Annotated in this window: 12 protein-coding genes and 1 tRNA gene; 4 read left to right on the forward strand and 9 right to left on the reverse strand. The window is 62.5% G+C overall.

The genetic code is table 11. The annotated features are described in order from the left end of the window. Nucleotides 1–155: 155 nt before the first annotated feature. Nucleotides 156–1,856: an ABC transporter ATP-binding protein gene (locus B5F27_RS13685; RefSeq protein ID WP_158098253.1), complete on the reverse strand. Its 1,701-nt coding sequence runs from the start codon at nt 1,854–1,856 to the stop codon at nt 156–158. 503 nt (nt 1,857–2,359) lie between these two features. Here B5F27_RS13685 and B5F27_RS13690 point away from each other — a divergent pair. The 4 genes from B5F27_RS13690 to B5F27_RS13705 all read left to right on the forward strand — a co-directional run bounded on the left by B5F27_RS13690 (nt 2,360) and on the right by B5F27_RS13705 (nt 8,409). Further along, nucleotides 2,360–3,919 carry an EAL domain-containing protein gene (locus B5F27_RS13690; protein ID WP_087368622.1) on the forward strand — a complete coding sequence of 520 codons (1,560 nt, stop codon included), beginning with the start codon at nt 2,360–2,362 and terminating at the stop codon, nt 3,917–3,919. Next, entirely contained in the window at nt 3,916–6,144 is a 2,229-nt protein-coding gene (locus B5F27_RS13695) for a SpaA isopeptide-forming pilin-related protein (RefSeq protein WP_087368624.1), read from the forward strand. The genes B5F27_RS13690 and B5F27_RS13695 overlap by 4 nt, the downstream gene beginning before the upstream one ends. A gap of 15 nt (nt 6,145–6,159) precedes the next feature. Then, the gene (locus B5F27_RS13700; protein ID WP_087368626.1) at nt 6,160–7,611 is read left to right on the forward strand and encodes a polysaccharide biosynthesis tyrosine autokinase; all 1,452 of its coding nucleotides are present in this window, start codon (nt 6,160–6,162) and stop codon (nt 7,609–7,611) included. A 102-nt stretch (nt 7,612–7,713) separates the two neighbouring features. Continuing rightward, the gene (locus B5F27_RS13705) at nt 7,714–8,409 is read left to right on the forward strand and encodes a VanZ family protein (RefSeq protein WP_087368629.1); all 696 of its coding nucleotides are present in this window, start codon (nt 7,714–7,716) and stop codon (nt 8,407–8,409) included. Between the two features lie 114 nt (nt 8,410–8,523). Here the strand turns inward: B5F27_RS13705 and B5F27_RS13710 are convergent. The 8 genes from B5F27_RS13710 to B5F27_RS13745 form a co-directional block, all read right to left on the reverse strand. Beyond that, nucleotides 8,524–8,612, reverse strand: a tRNA-Ser gene (locus B5F27_RS13710). A 96-nt stretch (nt 8,613–8,708) separates the two neighbouring features. Beyond that, nucleotides 8,709–9,623 carry an ornithine carbamoyltransferase gene (gene argF / locus B5F27_RS13715; RefSeq protein ID WP_087368631.1) on the reverse strand — a complete coding sequence of 305 codons (915 nt, stop codon included), beginning with the start codon at nt 9,621–9,623 and terminating at the stop codon, nt 8,709–8,711. 15 nt (nt 9,624–9,638) lie between these two features. Then, nucleotides 9,639–10,832 (reverse strand): aspartate aminotransferase family protein, encoded by a 1,194-nt coding sequence (locus B5F27_RS13720; RefSeq protein WP_087368633.1) that lies wholly within the window; start codon nt 10,830–10,832, stop codon nt 9,639–9,641. Between the two features lie 105 nt (nt 10,833–10,937). Beyond that, nucleotides 10,938–11,792: an acetylglutamate kinase gene (gene argB / locus B5F27_RS13725; RefSeq protein WP_087368635.1), complete on the reverse strand. Its 855-nt coding sequence runs from the start codon at nt 11,790–11,792 to the stop codon at nt 10,938–10,940. An 18-nt stretch (nt 11,793–11,810) separates the two neighbouring features. After that, a complete protein-coding gene (argJ, locus tag B5F27_RS13730; protein ID WP_087368638.1) occupies nt 11,811–13,037 on the reverse strand; it encodes a bifunctional glutamate N-acetyltransferase/amino-acid acetyltransferase ArgJ in 1,227 nt (408 codons plus the stop codon). Nucleotides 13,038–13,148: 111 nt separating this feature from the next. Continuing rightward, nucleotides 13,149–14,087 (reverse strand): N-acetyl-gamma-glutamyl-phosphate reductase, encoded by a 939-nt coding sequence (argC, locus tag B5F27_RS13735; protein WP_087368640.1) that lies wholly within the window; start codon nt 14,085–14,087, stop codon nt 13,149–13,151. Beyond that, nucleotides 14,084–15,484 (reverse strand): argininosuccinate lyase, encoded by a 1,401-nt coding sequence (argH, locus tag B5F27_RS13740; protein WP_087246038.1) that lies wholly within the window; start codon nt 15,482–15,484, stop codon nt 14,084–14,086. Before argH ends, argC begins: the two co-directional genes overlap by 4 nt. Before the next feature lie 196 nt (nt 15,485–15,680). Beyond that, a complete protein-coding gene (locus B5F27_RS13745) occupies nt 15,681–16,913 on the reverse strand; it encodes an argininosuccinate synthase (protein ID WP_087368642.1) in 1,233 nt (410 codons plus the stop codon). Between the last annotated feature and the right edge of the window lie 511 nt (nt 16,914–17,424).

A 17,424-nucleotide genomic window follows, 5' to 3' on the forward strand; every position in this document is an offset into this window, starting at 1 on the left:
TTGGATATGTGTGTATTTTTGTCTGGACATACGAACACCCCCTGTATAGGTTTATTTTCCTACACAGGGGGCGTTTTGTCTATTGTCCGTTTTTACTGGTTCGGTTCAACCGGTCCTTCGCTGGGAAGGGGCGTTTTTCCGCTTTTTTGACGGAGTCACAGGGCCGCCGGGCATTCTTCGTACAGTTTCCCGTCCTTGACCCGCACAATGCGGTTGCAGATGGACAGGGCCTGGGTGTTGTGGGTGATGGTGAGGACGGTGCGGTCCTTCAGGGCCCGGATGTTTTCCAGCACCCGGCGCTCGGTGGCCTCGTCCAGGGCGCTGGTGGCCTCATCCAGCAGCAGCACCGGCGCGCCATAGTAGATGGCCCGGGCAATGGCCAGCCGCTGGAGCTGGCCTTCCGACACGCCGGCGCCGCCCTCTCCAATGAGGGTTTCGTATCCGTCGGGCAGGGTGTCCACAAAATCGTCCACGCAGGCGGTCCGGCAGGCCGCCTGGATGCGTTCCTTTTCCTCCGGAGAAAAGGCCGTCCGATCGTAGCGGAAGGACACCACCTGCTCGATGGTTCCCGCAATGACGCTGTGGCCCTGGGGCACATAGGCGAACAGCTGGCGGGTGGCAGGGGAGAGGGGCACGGCGCCGCCCTCCTTGTCCCGCACCGTCACCTGACCGGCCTGGACCGAATAGAGGGAGAGGAGAATTTTCAGCAGGGTACTCTTGCCGGCCCCCGACACCCCCACAAAGCCGATGCAGTCCCCCTGATGGATATCCAGCGACACATCGTCGAGGGTGGGGTCTCCGTCGTAGCCAAAGGACAGACCCCGGATCTCGATGGTCTGCATATCCGGCGGGGGAGCGTCGGGGCGCAGGGATTCCTTGGGCAGGGCGTCCAGATCCATCAGCCGTTCGGCCGAGGTCTGGAAGGAAAACCAGGAGGACAGCTGCTGCGTCATATCGCCGAAGGGGTTCTGCACCTGGCTCACCAGCTGCAGCGCCGCCGACAGGGTGCCGTAGGACACCCGGCCATCCAGCACCCCCGCGCCAAACCACAGCAGACAGCCCAGATACCCCAGGTCGCTCAGCACCCCGTACCCGGTGTGGAGCACATTGGAAAAGCGGTTCTGGCGGTAGACCGCCTGGCGCAGGCTGTCCAGCCGGTCTTTCCATGCGGTGGTGGCGCTGTCGTAGGCCAGAAAGGTCTGGACCATCAGGGTGTTGCTGAGGGTGTCCTGCTGCACCGCCTGCACCCCGTCCGACTCCCGCCGCACCGCCCGCTGCATGGTTTTCATGGGGCGGCGAAGCACCGCCATGGCCACCCCCACCCCGGCCAGCACCAGGGCGTACACCCCCAGAAAGGCGGGTTCCCACCAATAGAGAACCAGCGCGGCGCCGCCGGCCCGGACCAAAATGGACAGAACGCCCGGCACAATGGTCAGCAGGCCCGACACAATCAGCTTGACATCGCTGTTCAAATGGCTGTTCAGCTCGCCAATGGCATATTCTTTCAGGGAGGAATACTCGGTGCGGAGCAATCCCTCGTACAGCCGGCCCTTGATGCTGGCCTCCATCTGGAAGCTGACCCGCTGGTTCAAGTGGAACAGCACGCCCCAGATGGCGGTCTGGAGGCCGAACAGTCCGGCATACAGGACAAATCCGATCATGAACTCCCGCTTCCGGCCGGCCACGGCGGCATCCACCAGAACCCGGAACACCAGCGGAACCACCACCACATTGGCCGCGCTCCACATCCGCAGCACCGCCGTCAGGAAAACGCCGTATTTATACCGCCCGGCCCGCTGCCATACCCATTGCAGCTGCTGGCGGGTTGAATATTTGCCGTGTTTTCTCTTGCTCACCCTGGTTCCTCCTCGCCCCGCCTGTGTAAAAAAGAGGCGGTCAAACCTGTTGACTGCCTCCTGTGCTTCCTCGTTTCCTGCGCCATGCCGGCCCTTTTCCGCCGGACTGCGGGTCCTGCGCCCCGCTTTATAGGGCGAAAAGACCCATTTTATCCCTGCAAATCCATGCATAACCATAGATCGGTTCCGCGCCGGGAGATCCCGGCGCCGTCTGTCCGCAAATTTGACGAAAAACGCATCATTTTTTACACTGCTTCATCCCTTTTTGTACCTAATAAATAGCATAAAACCCCAGGACTGTCAAGCATAAAAATGCCGGTGACGAAACTTTACACACCCAGGCAAAAATGATATAATAAAAGCGTTAAATTCTTTGTCCTCCGGCATTTTTTGTATATTTTAACCAGATCATCGCCCCTGTTTTTGCACTCTGCAGCCCTGGACCCCATCCGGGCTGTTTATCCTTTATTCCATGTATTTTTGCAGGAAGGAGCCGATCCCGAATGAAAAAACTGATCGCCCTGGTCGGCGTGCTTTTGGTCATTGCCGGTGCGCTGGCCGTCGCTTTCACGCCCGACATTCTGTCCCTGCTGATCATCAGCCTCATGTGTCTGATTCTGCTGCTGGGGTTCAGCGCCGGCATGGTGCCCTTGATGCTCTATGCCGACGGACTGCGGACCGCACGGGGCAACATTGTCCATTTGTCCGAGATCAGCACCGACACCCCCTGGGTGGCGCTGCAGCAGCTGGAATATTTCTTCCACCAGAAGACCCTGGACGGCCTGTTCACCCTCTACCGCAGCAAAATCAACGAGCAGCAGAAGGAAGATCAGGTCCCCAGCGACATTGAGGACGTCATCAACGAGGAAGCCCTGGCCCTGCGCAGCTGGCAGAACGTGGTGAACCAGATCCCCGGCACCATGACGGCTCTGGGCCTGCTGGGCACCTTCCTGGGCCTGATTGTGGGCATCAGCAGCATCAGCTTCAGCTCGGTGGACGCCACCATCAACAGCATCGAGACGGTGCTGCAGGGCATTGACGTGGCTTTCTACACCTCCATCGTGGGCGTTATCTTCTCGATTTTGTTCAACCTCTGCCACAAGCTGCTGTGGAACCTGCTGGTGCGGGAGCTGGGCCTATTCACCGAGAGCTTCCATATGTACATCATGCCCAGCGCGGCCGAACAGACCCGGCTGCGCCGCAACAAGGAAATGCAGCAGATTCTGGAGCGGCTGGAGCGGCTGCCCAAGAATCACGGCTACATGCCGGCGGCGGCACCTGCGGCCGCCGTCCTGAACCCCGGCAACGAACAGCGCCTGATGCCTGAAATCCAGGAGGGCATGAAAAACGGGGAGTTCATCTTCTACGTCCAGCCCATCTGCGACCTGAACACCCGGGCCATCATCGGCGGCGAAGCCCTGATGCGGTGGAAACACGGCGATTTCGGCCTGGTTCCCCTGGACGACTTCATCTCGGTGGTGGAGAGCAACGGCTACATCACCAAGCTGGACCAGTACATCTGGGAGGAGGTCTGCAAGACCATCCGCCACTGGATCGACTCCGGCATACGGCCGGTCCCCCTGGCCATCAACATCTCCAAGACCGACCTGATGGCCATTGACCTGATCCAGTTCTTTAAGACCCTGATCCACAAATACAAAATCCCGCCCCGGTATCTGGAGCTGGAAATCGCCGAGAGCGCCTACCTCCAGTGCGAAGGGGCCGCCCGGGACACCGGCGACGTGCTGCAGCAGGCCGGCTTCCGCCTGGTGATCGACGGCTGTCAGGACGATTTCATGGGCATGCTGGCCCTCAAGGAGGCCAAGACCGACGCCCTCAAGCTGGATCTGCGGTATTTTTCCGACGACCAGCACCGCGGCACCGAGAAGCTGCAGGCCACCCTGGAACAGGCCAAAAAGTTCCGTCTGCCGGTGATTGCCTCCGGCATCGAAAACTCCGAACAAATGACCATCCTGCGCCGGGCCGGATGCACTTCGGGCCAGGGCTACTATCTGTATAAGCCCATGTCGCTGCAGGAATTTGAAGAGCTGATCAAGCGATGAAGAGACATAACAAGTCAAAAAACAGCGGCGAGCCGCTCAATTACTGGCAATCCACCGCAGATATGATGTCGGCGCTGCTGCTCATCCTTCTGCTGGTGATTATGCTGTTGCTGCTGTACATCATCCAGATTCCCGAGGAGGACTACATCGACCTGTACCCCGGTTCTTCCTCCAGCCAGGCCGCCAGCTACGAAGACGGCGGCTGGGGCGGTGACGAAGAGGGCGGCTACGAGGAGCCGGACGACGATGACGGCGGCGGCTGGGGCGGCGGTGGCGGCGGCGACCAGGGAGACGGCGAGGACGACTACGAGTTCCCGGTGGCCGGCGGCGGCGCAGGCCTGGCCAGCGGATACGGCAAGACCGCCGTCTACGTCATGGTCACCGACGCTGAGACCGATGCCACCATCAAGGAGGCCGGCATCCAGTTCGAGCTGTACACCACCGACGGCGCCATGCAGTTCCTCAACACCTATTACCCCCGCCGGATCGAGTACCGCAAGTACGAGACCACCACCGAGGGTGTGTTCTACCTGCCCGAAAAAATCCTGCAGGGCCACTATTATTTCCACGAGCTGACCGAGCCGGAGGGCTATGATTCGGCCGGCAACATCGAGTTCTGGGCCAATGAGGACCGGGACTGGGACGAACCTCTTGTGGTGGTGGTCCCCCTGATGCCCTCCAAGAACGTCATCCGCATCCAGATGACCGACGCCGACACCAACCAGCCGGTGGACGGCGGCGTCTACGACGTCATCGCCGCCGAGGACATCATCACCAAGGACGGCACCCTGCGCTACAGCGCCGGCCAGACGGTGGACCGGATTGAGTGCAACGAAAACGGCTACGGCGAGAGCATCGAGCTGTATCTGGGCGAATACACTCTGGTCCAGACCAGCGCGCCCCGGTACTACGCCTCCGACCTGGAAGAGCGGAATTTCACGGTGGAGAAAAAGGAGGACGGCCTTCTGGCCCCCATCCACAAGATCACCTGCGAAAAGACCACCGTCACCGTCCAGGTGTCGGATGAACTGTACCCCAGCGAAGGGCTGGGCGACATCACTTTCCGCCTGACCCAGGGCGGCGTGGGCACCACCATGGTTTCCACCGACGAAAACGGCCAGCTGATTCTGACCGATCTGGAAAAGAACACCACCTACCGCCTGCGCCAGCTGGAAAGCGCAGACAACTACCGGTTCAGCGACGCCGACTTTGTGTTCAGCGTGTCGGCCGACGGCCGGGTGGAGGAAGAAGCGCAGAAGAGCTATGTCATCACCAACCGGCTCATCCGGGCCGAGATCAGCGTGGTGGACCGGGTGCTGCGCAGCCATGTTTCGAACTTCAACGTGGCCCTCTATGACTCCCAGGATCAGCTGGTGGGCGTGTGGGATTCCACCGCCCTGGCCCGCAGCCTGGAGGGCCTGGAGCCCGGCATCTATTATCTGGTGCTGAACGGCAAGACCGAAAAGCGCCAGGCCATTGAGATTCAGGACATTGCCGAAATCCAGATCATCAATGTTCCGGTCTGGACCACGGTGGGCGTGGGCATTCTGGGCCTGGTGGCGGCCCTGGTTCTGGGCCTGGCCGCCTTCCTGATCCGCCGGAGACAGCGCCGGGGTCCCAGTGACCTGCCGCCGCCCTCGGTGGAGCTGATCGCCGCAGTATCCCGGGCCGGCGCCGCCCAGGCGGCCGCCGAAACCGCCCCGGAGGCCAGCGGCAGCGAACCTCAGCCCGACGCCACTCCCGATGCAGAACCGGAAACCCCGTCCGCTGAGCCGGAGTCCGCGCCCGAATCCGCATCGGCTGAGGCAACGGCTGCACCTGTGCCCGAATCGGCCGACAAGCCGGAGGATGAACCTGCCCAGCCGGAAAGCCAGCTCGTGACCGCATCGGTCCAGGCAGAGACAGCGGCCGCCGGGACAGAAACCGCACTCGAGGCCCCACCGGCTGAGCCGGACACCGCGCCCGAGGACGGGTCCTCTGAGCCGGCGACCGAGCCTGCTGCCGAACCCGCTCCGGCAGAACCGGCTCCTGAAGCCGAGCCTGCCCAGATGGAGCCGGTTCCCGAGGCCGCACCGGTCCAAACGGAAACGGCGTCCGAAACCGCAGCCGCCGGGCCGGCGGCTGCGCCCGAATCCACACCCGCAGCCCGGACCGAAACCCGCCGTCCCAGAGGCGGCAGCCATGCCAAGCCGCGCCGCTCCTGGTGGAAGCGGGATTCAAAATAAAAAGGGGGAGATGCCATGAACGATGAATATATCACCATACGGCTGAGCGATTTTCTGCACGCTCTGATCAAAAACCGCGGGCTGATTGCGGCCACCACCATTGCCGGTCTGGCCATCGGCGTGGTGCTGTCCATTGCCTCCTATATGCGGGGCGAAATGGCCAAAGGCTACAGCATCACCTCCTCCATCGCCGTCACCACCCAGGACGCGGGCGGCAACTTCACCACCAACACCAGCAACCCCGACTCCTCCGACATCCAGTTGGCCGAGGACATGGTGGATGCGGTGATCTATGTTCTCAAGAGCGACCGCACCCTCAAGGCCGCCATCCAGAACATCAAGCTGGTGGGCATTGCGGAAACCGATATTTACAAGAACCTGTACCTCACCCGGTACAAAGAGACCCAGATCATCGAGATGGACCTCACCTGGCGCAGCGCTGAGGAGGGGGTGGAGATCCTCAACGCCATCAACGAGGTGGCCCCCGAAATCCTCATCGAAACCCTCAAAATCGGCAGCGTGTCGGTCATCAACGAACCCAAGGCCACCTACCGCATCGGCGGCAACGTCAACGCCTCCATGTGGCTGTATATGTCTTTGCTGGGTCTGGCCGTCGGCATCGGCTTCAGCTTCTTGAAGTTCCTGCTCCTGCCCACCGTCGTCAACACCAAGGACATCGAAAACACGCTGGGGCTGGAGGTTCTGGGCGAAATCCCCGAAAACGTGGAGTATTTCCGCCGCAAAAAGTCCCTGCTGGTGGAGGACGACGACCCCATGGGGGCCGAAGTCCGAGAGAGCTTTGTCTCGGCGGCCCATATCCTGCACAACCGTCTGGGCGTGGGGGAGCACCAGTGCATTTACATCACCTCTGCCGAGCAGGATGAGGGCAAGACCCATGTCGCCGCCAACCTGGCGGTTCAGCTGTCCGACCTGGAACACAAGGTGCTGCTGATCGACCTGGATGTCCGCAATCCCAGCCTGGGCGGGCTGTTCCTGGACAAAGTGGACTATGCCCACAGCCTGAACGCCCTCTACCGCGGAGACGCTTCGCCGGAGGACGTCATCACCCACCTGACCGGCTATCTGGACCTGCTGCCCTCCATTCTGGAGCCCAAGGAAATCCCCCTGAGCGATGCGCTGCTGACCCTCATCAAGGACCTGTCCCAGAACTACGACTACGTCCTGATGGACTCCGCGCCGGTGGGCCGTGTGGCCGAGACCCTGAGCCTCAACCGCATCGCCAAGTCGGCCCTGTTCGTCATCCGGTTCGACTATTCCAACATGAATACCATCCGGGATTCTCTGGAGCGGCTGGATAAGTCCGGCATCAACCCGCTGGGCTGCATCGTCAACCGGGTCAAAACCCTGGGCGACAAACTGAACAACAACTACAATTACGAGAGCGAAGGTTCTGCCTCCCGCCGCGGCCGGGGCAGCTCCTCCGGCAAATCCTCCAGCCGGCACTGACGCCGGCCGGGGCATCCCATCCTTTACCGTCACAGGCCTGCCTCTTGTTTTCACGGGGCAGGCCTGCTTGGTGATTCATCCATCTCAGACCAGGAGTTTTCTATGGCATTTGACTTCAACCTGTTTTTCCTCTGGGCCATCCTCTATTTGCTCGGGTATCTGGCCACCTTTGCCGCCGTGCAGCACAATCTGTCCAGCCGCCGGATGCTGCCGGCCCTGACGGCCGCCTTCCTCTTTCTGTACCTGTGCGCAATGGTTTTTTCCGGCCTGCTGTACCAGTACTTCGGCGACGATGTGATGGTTCTGTACTGGATCCTGGTCTGTTATGTCCTGGGCCTGGCGGCGTATCTGGTGCGGCTGCTCTGGCGGGACCGGGCCGAGATCAGCCGCCAGCCTCTGCTGTTTCTTTTCGCCAATCTGGCGATGGTCCTCTATATCACACTGGGTTCCCGTCTCAGCGACATGTACAGCCGCGAAGTCCGGATGGTCCCCTTTCAAAACCTGATCCTGGCGGTCAGCACCGGCAACTTCTCCATCTTAAACCACTCCATCCTCAATATGCTGCTGTTTCTGCCCACCGGCATCCTGCTGGCCCTCCTGGGCCCCCGCCGGATGCGCCGGGTGGAGATCGGCTTTCTGCTGGGCCTGGTGCTGTCGGTCGCCATTGAGACCGTCCAGCTCACCGCCAAGCTGGGCACCTGCGACCTGGACGACATCATCAGCAACGCCCTGGGCGCGGCGGTGGGCGTTCTGCTGTGCAATCTGCTGATTCCGCGCCGGCCGGCCCGCAGGCACTGAGACCCCTGGCACCATCTTTCCATCCACGCAAAAAGCGGCGGGAGGCCAAGCCTCCCGCCGCTCTTTTTATGGCACAAACAAAAAAGAAGGGCATTTGCCATGCCCTTCTTTTTCTGGCGGAGACGGTGGGATTCGAACCCACGTGCCCTTGCGGACAACTTGATTTCGAGTCAAGCTCGTTACGACCACTTCGATACGTCTCCCTATTCAGGCTGCGGCGGATATCCGCTGCAGCCCTATTATTATAACAAAAACCCGCCGGAACGTCAACCTTCCCGGCGGGTTTTGCGCAAATTTTCTTACTTGCCGGCCAGCAGAATGGACAGCACAGCCTTCTGGACGTGGAGGCGGTTTTCCGCCTCGGTGAAGATCTCGTCGGCGTGGTCTTCAAAGACCGCGTTGGAGATCTCCTCGCCCCGGTGGGCGGGCAGGCAGTGAAGGACCATGGCGTCGGGCTTGGCGCCCTGCAGCAGCTGATTGGTCAGCTGATAGCCCTGGAAGTCCCGCATCCGGCGCTCGGTTTCCTCCTCGCCGACGGTGTTGTTCCAGACGGCGGTGACCACCACGTCGGCGTCCCGGACGCCCTCCCGGGGGTCATGGAGCAGGGTAAAGGCCGAACCGTACTTATGGGCGAACATCAGCACATCCGCCGCCGGGCGGTAGGCCGGGGGACAGACGCAGGTGACCTGCATTCCGGCCAGCAGGCCGCCCACAATCAGACTGTTGGCCATGTTGTTGCCGTCGCCCACAAAGCAGAGCTTCTGGCCCGCCAGGGCGCCCCGCCGCTCCCGAATGGTCATCAGGTCGGCCAGCACCTGGCAGGGATGGGCGTAGTCGGTCAGGCCGTTGATGACCGGGACGCCGGCGTATTCCGCCAGCTCTTCCAGGTCCCGCTGGCGATAGGTCCGCCAGACGATGCAGTCGTAATAGCGGCCCAGCACCCGGGCGGTATCCCGCAGGGGCTCGCCCCGGGCGGCCTGCAGCTCGGTGGCGGCATTCATATAGCTGCCCAGACCGCCCAGCTGGTAGACGCCCACCTCAAAGCTGGTGCGGGTCCGGGTGGAGGTCTTGGAGAACATCAAAGCCACGCTCTTGCCCTCCAGCAGGTGAGGCGTACCGCCGGCCTTCTGGGCGGCCTTCAGCTCGTCGGCCACGTCCAGAATGTGGTACAGCTCCTCCTGGGTCAGGTCGTTCATTTTCAGCAGATGCTTCATGTCGTCCTCCCTTGCTCAGGACTGGACCGGGTCCAACCCGCACAGCACCTCATCCAGAATGACCAGGGCCCGCTCGATGTCGTGGGCGGTCACCACCAGCGGCGGCAGCAGCCGCAGACGGGTCTTGGCGGTCAGGACCAGCAGGCCCCGCTCCCGGCAGGCTGCCAGCACATCGGCTGCGTTGATGCCATCCTCAAACTGGATGCCCAGCATCAGGCCCAGGCCGGTGACGCCCTTCACATGGGGCAGACGCTCCAGGCCGGCCCGCAGCTGGGCGGCGTGCTCCCGCACACCGGCCAGGAAGCTCTCGTCCAGCCGTTCCAGCACCACGTTGGCGCCGGCGCAGACCACCGGGTTGCCGCCGAAGGTGGAGCCGTGGCTGCCGGGACCCATGCCGGCGGCCACCTTCTCGCTGACCAGCACGGCGCCGATGGGCAGGCCGCCGCCCAGGCCCTTGGCCAGGGTGACGATGTCGGGCCGGAGGTTGAACTGCTCACAGGCCAGGAAGGTGCCGGTGCGGCCCACGCCGGTCTGGACTTCGTCCACAATCAGGACCAGGTCCTTTTCGTCGCACAGGGCCCGCACGGCCTGGACAAATTCCTGATCCAGGGGCACCACGCCGCCCTCGCCCTGGACCAGCTCCAGCATGACGGCACAGGTGTGCTTGTCCACCAGCTTGGTCAGAGCCTCGATGTCCCCTGCGGGGGTGTAGAGGAAGCCCTCGTTGAAGGGTCCGAAGTAGTGATGGAAGGTATCCTGACCGGTGGCGGTCAGGGTGGCGATGGTGCGGCCATGGAAGCTGTTCACCAGGGTGATGATCTGGTCCCGGCCCTCGCCGTAGTGGTCAAAGCTGTACTTCCGGGCGGCCTTGATGGCGCCCTCGTTGGCCTCGGCGCCCGAGTTGCCGAAGAACACCTTGCTCATGCCGGTGCGGCGGCACAGCCGCTTGGCCAGCTTGGAGCAGGGGGAAGTGTAGTACAGGTTGGAGGTGTGCTGCAGCTTGTGGGCCTGCTTGGAGACGGCCTCGGCCCAGTTCAGGTCGCAGTAGCCCAGGCTGTTGACCCCAATGCCGCTGGTGAAATCCAGATAGCTCTGGCCCTCGGGGCCGTAGGCGTGGAGGCCGTGGCCCTTCTCGATGACGATGGGGTTGCGGTTATAGGTATGCAGGACATAGTCGTTGTCCCGCGCAATGACTTTTTCGGAATCCATAGTGTTGCCTCCCTGATCTTGAAACAATCGTATGGGACATCCGCCCCGCCGGGGGCGGAGACATGGGAGCCCGTCCGGCCTGCCATACGGCGGGCCGCGGGCGGCTTATTCCCGGTGGCTGCGGCGGTAGAACCGGGTGCCCGAGCCACGGTTGGAGAACAGTTCCAGCAGAACGGTGTGGGGGACCCGGCCGTCGATGATGACCGCCTCATGGACGCCCTGATAGATGGCGTCGGCCATGCCGCCGATCTTGGGGATCATGCCGCCGGCAATGATGCCGGCCGCTTTGTAGCCCTCGATCTCGCTGACCTCCACCTCGGGAATCAGGGTGCTCTCGTCGTCCTTGTCCCGCAGCAGGCCGGCGATATCGGTCATGGAGACCAGCTTCTCGGCCTTGAGGGCAATGGCGATCTGGGCTGCGGCGGTGTCGGCGTTGACGTTGTAGGGCTGGCCCAGGTCATCCATGCCCACGGTGGCGATGACGGGGATATAGCCCCGGTCCAGCAGGCTGGAGATCAGGGTGGTGTCCACATGGACCACCTCGCCCACATAGCCCAGCCGGCTGTCCATCTCGGCGCAGCGGAGCATCTGGCCGTCCATGCCGCACAGGCCCACGCCGCGGCCCCGGAGCTTGGCCACCAGGTCCTTGTTGACCTTGCCGGCCAGCACCTGCTGGACGATCTCCATGGTGGCCTGGTCGGTGACCCGCAGGCCGCCCACAAAGTGGCTCTCGACCCCCACCTTTTTCAGCATGTCGTTGATGGCCGGGCCGCCGCCGTGGACCAGCACCACCCGGACCCCCAGCAGGGTCAGGGTGACCAGGTCGTTCATGACGGCGTTTTTCAGGTCTTCATTGATCATCGCGTTGCCGCCGTACTTGATGACCATGGTTTTGCCGTGGTATTTCTGGATGTAAGGTGTTGCCTCCGAAAAGAGGAGGGCCATTTCTTCGTTTTTCATATGCTTTCTTTCCCGCTCTCAGGTTCTGTAATCCCCATTGATTTTCACGTAGTCATAGGTCAGGTCGCAGCCCCAGGCCTTGGCGCAGGCGCTGCCCAGGCCCATTTCCACCCGGACAAGGATATCGTGCTCGGCCAGCACCTTGGCGGCCTCCTCCTCGCTGTAGGGGTGATAGGCTGCGTTTTCGCAGACATACACCTCGCCGGCGGCGCTGGACAGCCAGACGCAGACCTTATCGATGGAGAAGTCCCCCGGCGTATAGCCGATGGCGCAGAGGATACGGCCCCAGTTGGCGTCCCGGCCAAAGACCGCCGCCTTGAACAGGTTGGAGCAGACCACGCTACGGGACACCGCCCGGGCGGTCTTGAGGTCGGGCGCACCCGACACCTCGCAGGTAATCAGGTGGGTGGCGCCCTCGCCGTCGCCGGCGTGCTCGGCGCACATATGCTCGGCAATGGCGGTCAGAGCCTCCACAAAGGCGTCGTAGTCGGGGCCCTCGGCGTCCACCACCGGGTTGCCCGCCAGGCCCGAGGCCATGACGATCAAGGTATCGTTGGTGGAGGTGTCCAGGTCCACGCTCATCTGGTTGTAGGTGCCGGGCACCACTTCCCGCAGGGCTTTCTGGAGCATGGCAGGGCTGACCGCCGCGTCGGTGGTGTAGAAGGCCAGCATGGTGGCCATGTTGGGGGCGATCATGCCGCTGCCCTTGCCGATGGCGCCCACGGTGCAGGTCTTGCCGCCCAGCTCAAACTGGATGGCGTACTCCTTTTTGTGGGTGTCGGTGGTCATGATGGCGGTGGCGGCGTCGGCGCTGCCCTCGGCGGTGGCGGCCAGCTTGGCGGCGGCCGCCGGGATGCCGGCTGCAAAGGGATCGATGGTCATGGGCTGGCCAATCACGCCGGTGGAGGCGGGCAGCACGTCCTCGGCCGGGATGCCCAGGGCCTCACCGGTCAGGCGGCAGCATTCCTCCGCCAGCTCCACGCCGTTGGCGGCGCAGGTATTGGCGTTGCCGCTGTTTACCAGGATGGCCTGGGCGTAGCCGTCGGCCAGGTGGGCGCGGTCCACCTTGATGGGCGCGCCGCAAACCTTATTGGTGGTATAGACGCCCGCCGCCGCACAGCGGACCTCAGCCTTGATGAGGGCCAGATCGTACTTGGTGCGGTTGGCGCGGATGCCGCAGTGGACGCCCGCTGCCGCGAAACCTTTGGGGGCACAGATGCCGCCCGAAACCTCCTGATACTTCATGCTTTTCCTCCTTCGATATCCTTTCCAGTTCCTCTTTTGCGTTTGGGGCCGTCCGCGGCGCGTCTTTCCCAACAGCGCGGCCGCGGGGATTTCTCTGAGAGCGGGCGGGATTTATTCCAGCCCGGCCGTCTCGTCCAGACCCAGCATAATATTCATGCACTGCACCGCTGCGCCCGACGAACCCTTGCCCAGGTTGTCAAACAGGGAGATCAGCAGCATCTGGCTGCCGTCAGGGCTGGCGGTAGCGTACAGTTCGATCCGGTCGGTGCCCTGCAGGGCGCCGGCGGCCAGCATCCCGTCCCCGGGCAGCTGGCCCAGGGGATGGACGGTGAACAGCTTTTCCCCGGCGTAGTAGTCGGCCAGGGCCTTGCTCACCGCCTCCGGGGTGACGCCGGGCAGCAGGTCCATCCGCAGGGGGACGGTGACCTCCATGCCCGAATAGTAATCGTCCACAATGGGGCAGAACACCGGGGCAGCGGTCAGACCCGAAACCGCCGTCATTTCCGGCAGGTGCTTGTGGTGGAGGGTCAGGCCGTAGGCCCGGGGGGTGCTGTAGAGAGCCGGACGGGCGGCGTCCTCATACTCGGCGATCATCTTCTTGCCGCCGCCGGAATAGCCGGTGAGGCTGTGGCAGCTGAAGGGATAATCCGCCGGGACCAGTCCCATCTCCACCAGGGGCCGGGCCAGCACAATGAAGCCGGAAGCATGGCATCCCGGCACGGCCACCCGGTTGGCGGTGCGGATTTTTTCCCGCTGTCCCCGCAGCTCGGGGAAGCCGTACACCCAGCCCGGCGCGGTGCGGAAGGCGGTGGAGGTGTCCAGCACCTTCACCTCCGGCTTCACCAGGGGGATGACTTCTTTGGATGCCGCATCGGGCAGGCAGAGAAAGGCCAGGTCGGCCGAATTGATGACGGCGGCCCGCTTTTCCACGTCCTTGCGGTCGGCTTCGGCAATGTGGAGCAGCTCCAGCTCCGGCCGGCCGGCCAGCCGGTCCGCAATCCGCAGGCCGGTGGTGCCGGAGGAGCCGTCGATGAATACCTTGTAGCTCATGCCTTTTCCTCCTCCCAGGCGGCCAGGGCCTCCTCGGCCTGCTGAATCTGACGGCGGACGCTGGCCGCGCTGGGGCCGCCGTAACTGGTGCGGCCCTCGCAGCAGTTGACCAGATCCACCGCCGCATACACGTCCTGCTCAAACAGGGGGCTGTAGCTCTGGTATTCCTCCATGGTCAGCTCCTCCAGGACCTTGCCCTTGGCGATGCAGTCGGCCACCATCTGGCCGGTGAGCTTGTAGGCATCCCGGAAGGGCATCCCCTTCTTGGTCAGGTAGTCGGCGCAGTCGGTGGCATTGATGAAGCCGGCTGCGGCGGCCCGGCGCATATTGGCGGGCAGGGTCCGCATGGTATCCAGCATGGGGGTGATGGTGGTGAGGCAGAGGGACAGGGTGTCCACCGCGTCAAAGATGGCCTCCTTGTCCTCCTGCATGTCCTTGTTGTAGGCCAGGGGAATGCCCTTCATCATCACCAGCAGGGTGTTCAGGTCGCCGTAGACCCGGCCGGTCTTGCCGCGGATCAGCTCGGTGACATCGGGGTTCTTCTTCTGGGGCATGATGGAGGAACCGGTGGTGAAGGCGTCGTCCAGCTCGATGAACTTGAATTCCCAGCTGCACCACAGGATGATTTCCTCCGACAGGCGGGACAGGTGCATCATGCAGACCGCCATGGCCGAGGCCAGTTCAATGCAGAAATCCCGGTCGGACACGCCGTCCATGCTGTTGGGGCAGGGGCCGGCAAAGCCCAGCTTCTCGGCGGTAAAGGCCCGGTCCAGGGGATAGGTGGTGCCGGCCAGGGCGCCCGAGCCCAGGGGGCACTGGCTGTCCATCCGGCGGGTGGCGTCGGCGAAGCGGCCCAGGTCCCGCAGGAGCATCCAGGCATAGGCCATCAGGGCGTGGCCAAAGGTGACGGGCTGGGCCCGCTGCAGGTGGGTGTAGCCCGGCATCACCGCGTCGGTGTTTTCGCCGGCCTTCTTGCAGATCACCCGGATCAGATCGGCGATCAGGCCCTGCAGCCGGACGCTCTCATCCCGCAGGGTGAGACGGATATCCAGGGCCACCTGGTCGTTGCGGCTGCGGCCGGTGTGCAGGCGCTTGCCGGCGTCGCCGATGCGGGCGGTCAGGGTCTGCTCCACAAAGGTGTGGACGTCCTCGGCGGCGGGATCAATCTCCAGCTGGCCCGAGGCCAGATCGTCGGCAATGGAGGCCAGGCCGCCCAGAATTGCCTCGCAGTCCGCCTCCGAAATAATCCCCTGGCGGGCCAGCATGGCGGCGTGCACGCCGCTGCCCTTCATGTCCTGGGCAATCATCCGCTGGTCAAACCGGATGGAAGAATTGAAATCATTCACGCGGGAGTCCACCGCTTTGGAAAAGCGGCCTTTCCAGAGTTGTTCAGCCATGTGGGGCTCCTTTCAAAACAAGATCACAGACCGGCCTGTCCCCAGCGGCATTTGCCGAAAAACGGCAAAGCCGCCGCAGGAAGTACACGTCCTGCGGCGGTGCCGCCGGCCTCACGGCCGGTGAGGTGTTACCTTTGCCCGGAAAGTGTGAAATGACGGGCAAAGGGGAAGAAAGCAACGCAATCTTTTTTGCAGATTAGTCCTTGGGCCAGCTCTTGGACAGCTTTGCCCGCTCCTTGATGGACAGGCCGAACAGGTTGATGAAGCCGGCGGAATCAGCCTGGTTGTAGTCCTCGTCCTCGCCGAAGGAAGCAGTCTGCTCATCGTACAGAGTGTAGGGCGAGGTGACGCCGGCGTTGATCATGTTGCCCTTGTACAGCTTGAGCTTGACGTCGCCGGTGACGGTCTTCTCCAGGCTGTCGGCGAAGGCGTCCAGAGCCTCGCGCAGCGGGGTGAACCACTGGCCGTTGTAGACGATATCGGCGTACTTCTGGGCCAGCTGAGCCTTGAAGTGAGCGCTCTCCTTGTCCAGGGTGATGGTCTCCAGGACGTTGATGGCCTTGTACAGGATGGCGCCGCCCGGGGTCTCATAGACGCCGCGGCTCTTCATGCCCACCAGCCGGTTCTCGACGATGTCCAGCAGGCCGATGCCATTCTCGCCGCCCAGCTTGTTCAGGTACCCCACCAGTTCCACAGCGCCCATTTCCTTGCCGTCCACAGCGGTGGGGATGCCCTTCTCAAAGTGGATGGTCACATAGGTCGGGGTGTCGGGAGCCTGCTCGGGGCTGACGCCCAGCTCCAGGAAGCCCTCCTTGTTGTACTGGGGCTCGTTGGCGGGGTTCTCCAGGTCCATGCCCTCGTGGGACAGGTGCCACAGGTTCTTGTCCTTGGAGTAGTTGGTCTCACGGCTGATCTTCAGGGGGATGTTGTGAGCCTCGGCGTAGTCGATCTCCTCGTCACGGCTCTTGATGTCCCACTCACGCCAGGGAGCGATGATGGCCATTTCGGGGCAGAAGGCCTTGAGGGTCAGCTCGAAACGGACCTGGTCGTTGCCCTTGCCGGTGCAGCCGTGGCAGATGGCGTCAGCGCCCTCGGCGATGGCGATGTCGGCCAGAGCCTTGGCGATGCAGGGACGTGCAAAGGAGGTGCCCAGCAGGTAGTCCTCATACTTTGCGCCGAACTTCAGGGTGGGGAAGATGTAGTTCTCCACGAAGTCCTTCTTCAGGTCCAGGACGTACAGCTTGGAAGCGCCGGTCTTCTTGGCCTTCTCTTCCAGGCCGTCCAGCTCGGTGCCCTGGCCCACGTCGCCCGACACGGCGATGACCTCACAGTTGTTGTAGTTTTCCTTCAGCCAGGGGATGATGATGGAGGTATCCAGGCCGCCCGAGTAGGCCAGCACAACCTTCTTGATGTCTTCCTTTTTCTTCATGACTCCTCGCTCCTTTTCGCGTAGTTTTGTAAGTTTCACACTTTCGGCCGCACGCCCTTTGGTGCGGCGCCAGCGCCTCGTGCGCTACTGTCATTATTATACGCCGCGGGCATTTATCGTCAATGCAGAAAAATAACAAACCTTTTGGCATTTCCGGGGCGGATTTAAGGCATTTTGTATTTTTATGCAGTTTTTGCTGTATAATTATCGTTATATGCAATCATAGATTAAAACTTTCCCGCCCCGCCTGAGGCGGGAGGCACCCGCCCTGCGGGCTTTCCTCTTGCGGTACCCTGAATTTTCTGCGCGTCAAAGATAACGCTTGAAAATTCAGACCGCTGCGTTTGCCCCGGCGGGGCTCTGGACACAGGGTATATTCTCTATTCCAGACATTTCCCGCAAAACAAACAATGCGAGGGCCAGCTCGTGAGAGCCGGCCCTCGCAGAGGGACCCTATCTTTCGTGACGCAAAAGTTCTTTTGTTTTGGTGCGATCAACAACAGAAGGAATA

The sequence above is a fragment of the Faecalibacterium sp. An192 genome (genome assembly GCF_002160175.1).
GTDB lineage: Bacteria > Bacillota > Clostridia > Oscillospirales > Ruminococcaceae > Faecalibacterium.

Bases quoted from the DNA above. Each gene is read 5' to 3' on its own strand.
- B5F27_RS13690 (WP_087368622.1), top strand. From the start codon at position 2,360: ATGAAAAAACTGATCGCCCTGGTCGGCGTGCTTTTGGTCATTGCCGGT.
- B5F27_RS13695 (WP_087368624.1), top strand. From the start codon at position 3,916: ATGAAGAGACATAACAAGTCAAAAAACAGCGGCGAGCCGCTCAATTAC.
- B5F27_RS13700 (WP_087368626.1), top strand. From the start codon at position 6,160: ATGAACGATGAATATATCACCATACGGCTGAGCGATTTTCTGCACGCT.
- B5F27_RS13705 (WP_087368629.1), top strand. From the start codon at position 7,714: ATGGCATTTGACTTCAACCTGTTTTTCCTCTGGGCCATCCTCTATTTG.
- argF (WP_087368631.1), bottom strand. From the start codon at position 9,623: ATGAAGCATCTGCTGAAAATGAACGACCTGACCCAGGAGGAGCTGTAC.
- B5F27_RS13720 (WP_087368633.1), bottom strand. From the start codon at position 10,832: ATGGATTCCGAAAAAGTCATTGCGCGGGACAACGACTATGTCCTGCAT.
- argB (WP_087368635.1), bottom strand. From the start codon at position 11,792: ATGAAAAACGAAGAAATGGCCCTCCTCTTTTCGGAGGCAACACCTTAC.
- argJ (WP_087368638.1), bottom strand. From the start codon at position 13,037: ATGAAGTATCAGGAGGTTTCGGGCGGCATCTGTGCCCCCAAAGGTTTC.
- argC (WP_087368640.1), bottom strand. From the start codon at position 14,087: ATGAGCTACAAGGTATTCATCGACGGCTCCTCCGGCACCACCGGCCTG.
- argH (WP_087246038.1), bottom strand. From the start codon at position 15,484: ATGGCTGAACAACTCTGGAAAGGCCGCTTTTCCAAAGCGGTGGACTCC.
- B5F27_RS13745 (WP_087368642.1), bottom strand. From the start codon at position 16,913: ATGAAGAAAAAGGAAGACATCAAGAAGGTTGTGCTGGCCTACTCGGGC.